At 45.8% G+C, this 3,530-nt stretch carries 2 protein-coding genes and 4 pseudogenes; 4 read left to right on the top strand and 2 right to left on the bottom strand.

The annotated features are described in order from the left end of the window. The 3 genes and pseudogenes from NDA02_RS28135 to NDA02_RS28125 all read left to right on the top strand — a co-directional run. Positions 1–135, top strand: coding sequence for a peptidoglycan-binding domain-containing protein (locus NDA02_RS28135; RefSeq protein WP_348250015.1), 135 nt, complete (start codon positions 1–3; stop codon positions 133–135). An 81-nt stretch (positions 136–216) separates the two neighbouring features. Next, positions 217–591: a nuclear transport factor 2 family protein gene (locus NDA02_RS28130; protein ID WP_190789651.1), complete on the top strand. Its 375-nt coding sequence runs from the start codon at positions 217–219 to the stop codon at positions 589–591. Between the two features lie 44 nt (positions 592–635). Beyond that, positions 636–824: pseudogene (locus tag NDA02_RS28125) on the top strand (LuxR C-terminal-related transcriptional regulator); the annotation flags it as partial. Positions 825–1,758: 934 nt separating this feature from the next. On the opposite strand, the pseudogene NDA02_RS28120 reads toward NDA02_RS28125, so the two are convergent. After that, positions 1,759–2,792: pseudogene (locus NDA02_RS28120) on the bottom strand (IS5 family transposase). 114 nt (positions 2,793–2,906) lie between these two features. On the opposite strand from NDA02_RS28120, the pseudogene NDA02_RS28115 reads away from it, so the two are divergent. Further along, a pseudogene (locus NDA02_RS28115) lies at positions 2,907–3,125 on the top strand (hypothetical protein); the annotation flags it as partial. A 256-nt stretch (positions 3,126–3,381) separates the two neighbouring features. Here NDA02_RS28115 and NDA02_RS28110 read toward each other — a convergent pair. Further along, a pseudogene (locus tag NDA02_RS28110) lies at positions 3,382–3,530 on the bottom strand (IS5/IS1182 family transposase); the annotation flags it as partial.

The raw sequence follows: 3,530 nt of genomic DNA, 5'->3' as shown, positions 1-3,530 counted from the left end.
ATTACAGCTTCTGCAATACGAGATTTACAGCAACGGTACGAAATCCCAGTCACAGGGCAAGTCAATCCTACAACTTGGGAAGTCCTAGATATGCGCGAAAACCCCTATCGATCGCCGCTTCCCTGGAAACAATAGAGTCAGTAGAGTAGGCAATGCTCACGAGCTAAAACTTAATCAGAGCAAGTGTTTCATCGGGTATGTACAGGAGAGGTTCAAATGTCAGAGAATAATAAAGCAATCTTAGAAGCGGCAAACGCGGCGATCGCTGAAGGCAATTATGAAGGATTCTTGTCGTTCTGCGCTGACGACACGGAATGGACATTTGTAGGCGATAAGACCCTGAACGGAAAAGAAGCCGTTCGCCAATGGATGGCAACGACATACGTAGAGCCGCCAACGTTTAGGGTCGCCAACTTAATCGCCGAGGGTGATTTTGTCACGGCACTTGGCAACATCACTATGAAAGACGAAGACGGGAAGGCAGCTGATTACTCGTACTGTGACATCTGGCGCTTTCGTGACGGCAAGATTGTCGAATTAAGGGCTTTCGTCATCAAAACCTTTCTAGCAAAATGTCAGAGGTTTTCATGAAAAGAATAAAATATTCCTCCTCAATGTCTTTAACACCTACTCACAACCTCTCAGTTCGTGAATTAGAAGTTTTGAAACTCATGGCGGAAGGTCAAAGTAATTCTGAAATTGCAGCCCATCTATATCTGAGTCACAACACTATAAAAACTTATGTACGTGGTATCTTCAACAAACTTGGAGTTGATCATCGTGTACAGGCTGCCGTAGTTGCTTTACGTCAAGGGCTGATTTAGGAGGTTCAATGATGACTTCTGAAGAAGCACTGGAAGTTGTAGAGCAAATTTTACCACCAGGAACACTAAGGCGTTGTAAAGAAACAATTTCACGGTTTTATTGAACCGTAGGGTGCTGTTAGCGTCAGCGTAACGCACCATCGTGAAGTTATTTTTTAACAAGCCCTAACCTCTGTCAAAGTAGTGGTATTTCATGTCAAGAAGAAAAACTTCCGCTCATTGCTAAAACAGAAATTTAGCAATCGAACAGTGATGTGACTGGGCGATGAGGTTGGTGCAATGTCCGTGTTTACTTTTACAAAGTATCGAAGTGTAACCACACGAATATGTTCAGGGTGGTTATTACCTGACTTATATACCAACTGATGTGGGCGATCGCAACTACCGTATCGTGTTTGAAACCGATGAAAACGGCATTGTAAATCGATTGCGATCAGACGAACTTCCAGAAGTGACTTGGTATGAAGGCTGCTGTTAAGCGTGAGTTGTTCACGTAAACTTACCTTCAATCACAAAGGAGAGTGAATGGCGGAGTGTACTGGTGTGATTCAATTCCTGTTCATGACGCAACTCATCAATCAACAGGAATTGATCAATAGGAGTGTTCCCATGTCTTCAAATAATCAAAGAAAACAACTCATGACACAACAACAGGATACTGCTCAGATATACCGTAGGTTGGGTGAAGTGCAGCGCAATCCAACCTACGTTGAAAGATGTGTCAGGCAATCAGGTTATGTAAGTTAATGACATGTTCAAAACTGCAAAATCACGACAAGAATTACTAGAAGGCACCTCGATTAATTGAATTTCAGAGTGGATTTTGAGTCTCATTCGAGACACGGCAGTAACAATAAGGCTGCATCCATCAGTCCTAGCTCCAATCCTGCGGCTTGAATCCCTCCCACGATGATTTTTAGACACTTTTCTCCCCTTACTGGGATGTTTGGGCAGATCTCACCTGCCAAAACACGAACCGCTTGAAGTTGTACACCAAATTCTTCAACCCTAAATTCATCTTGGCGCGCTTGATGCCAATCGTTCGCAGCAGTTTACCTCCCATGCTGCTGGTCCAATCGCCAAAGACATGCTCCACTTTTGCTCTGATTTTGGAGCGTTCTCGGTTATCGTCTTTCTGTCGGTCGGTTAATGGACGATTGCGATAGTTCCGCTCATGAATATGGCTGTCAAATCCCATCCCTTCCAATACCTCTTCAATCGCCTCTGAACGGTAGGCACTGTCTGCCCATACATCGGGGTCAGCGTTGTCATCATCCAAGACCGCTCCTAACATCTGGCTGTCATGGCTGCTGGCATCACTCACCGCATACCCGCGAATAAAGCCATACTCCACATCAATGCTGATGTGATTTTTGTAGCCGAAATGGCTTTTCTTGTGCTTTTTCGTCCAGCGGGCATCGGTATCTTTTTGCCTGGCTTTATGAGGGGTTTCTGCCCACTCTTGTGGTTGCTTGCCTTGCTTAATTGCTCGTTTTCCTTTGATGAATTGCGTTGAGTTGGTATCGGAATGAGAGTTGCATCCACAATCTGTCCGCCTTTAGCCGCATACCCCTGTTGCTGAAGGTAGGATTCAAATTGCTCAAACAGTTTATCGAGCAGTTCCTGCTTTTGCAGGTTTTCACGGAACAACCATACAGTCGTAGCATCAGGCACCTTGTCTTCCAGCCCAAAGCCTAGAAAACGCATGAAGGACAAGCGGTCGTTCACCTGATACTCCAGTGCTTCATGACTGATGTTGTACAGCTTCTGCAACACCAACATTTTGAACATCACCACATCGGTTGGTTTTCGTCCAGCGGGGCTTTTACGATCCTTTTGGTGGATCTGATTTAAGCGGGGGCGGAACTCTTTCCAGGGCACCACCTCATTCAGATGCCCCAGCAAGTCCTGCTTCTGTTGCAGCTTTTGATAGCGTTCGTCCAGGTTCCAAAAACCGAGTTGTCCCATAGCCTATGGAGCAAGGTGGTACTCTCCTGCATGATCTCATATTGAGATCAGATGTCAATTTTTCGAGGTTCCCTAGAGTTCAACCTCTTCGGATTTTGACTCTCATTTCAAAAGATCAAGATATTGATGCGCCGCGCATCCCTTTTCGCGATCGCGCTACTCTTTACCACTCATTTCGCCCCCGCTTACTCGGAGTTCACAACCATGATGCCTACTACAATTGCCTATCCTGAAACCAAGCGCGGCGATGTCGTTGAGGAACATTTTGGACAGGCGATCTCTGACCCCTATCGCTGGTTAGAAAACGATGTCCGCAACGATCAGGAAGTCGCTCGCCTCCATTCCTTCCTCTTTTCCAATCCAAGCCAGCAGCCGCAATAGCTTCAGATCTGAAACCACCCCCACTTTGCCATCAAACAACCAAGCAATCTCCTGTGGCGAGAGGATTTTAGCTTGGTCGTGGCGGTTGATTTTCACAGGCCGAGCAGTACGGGTGTTCAGCCAATCTTACATTAGGAAATGGCAATAAGTTAATAGAGTTGTCGGGAAATAAGAACAGAGCTAGCCAATGCGACCTTTCAAGTTCTTCCTATGCCGCAGTCAGGTAGAAGTTCCATAATCCTGTTGCGGTTAGCATAAGGTGATCATCAAACTCCGCTTTTCGATTGCGATAGATAGTGCTCACCGCATTGTAACGCTTGACTCCAGCAAACGCATTTTCACAGACCACTCGCGATT

It is taken from the genome of Leptolyngbya sp. ST-U4, assembly GCF_039962215.1.
Classification (GTDB): Bacteria; Cyanobacteriota; Cyanobacteriia; order Elainellales; family Elainellaceae; genus Leptolyngbya_A.
The sequence above is the reverse complement of the archived record's forward strand: the minus strand, read 5'-3'. Positions and strand labels throughout refer to the sequence as shown.

Coding starts and splice junctions, on each gene's coding strand:
- NDA02_RS28130 (WP_190789651.1), top strand. CDS start 217: ATGTCAGAGAATAATAAAGCAATCTTAGAAGCGGCAAACGCGGCGATC.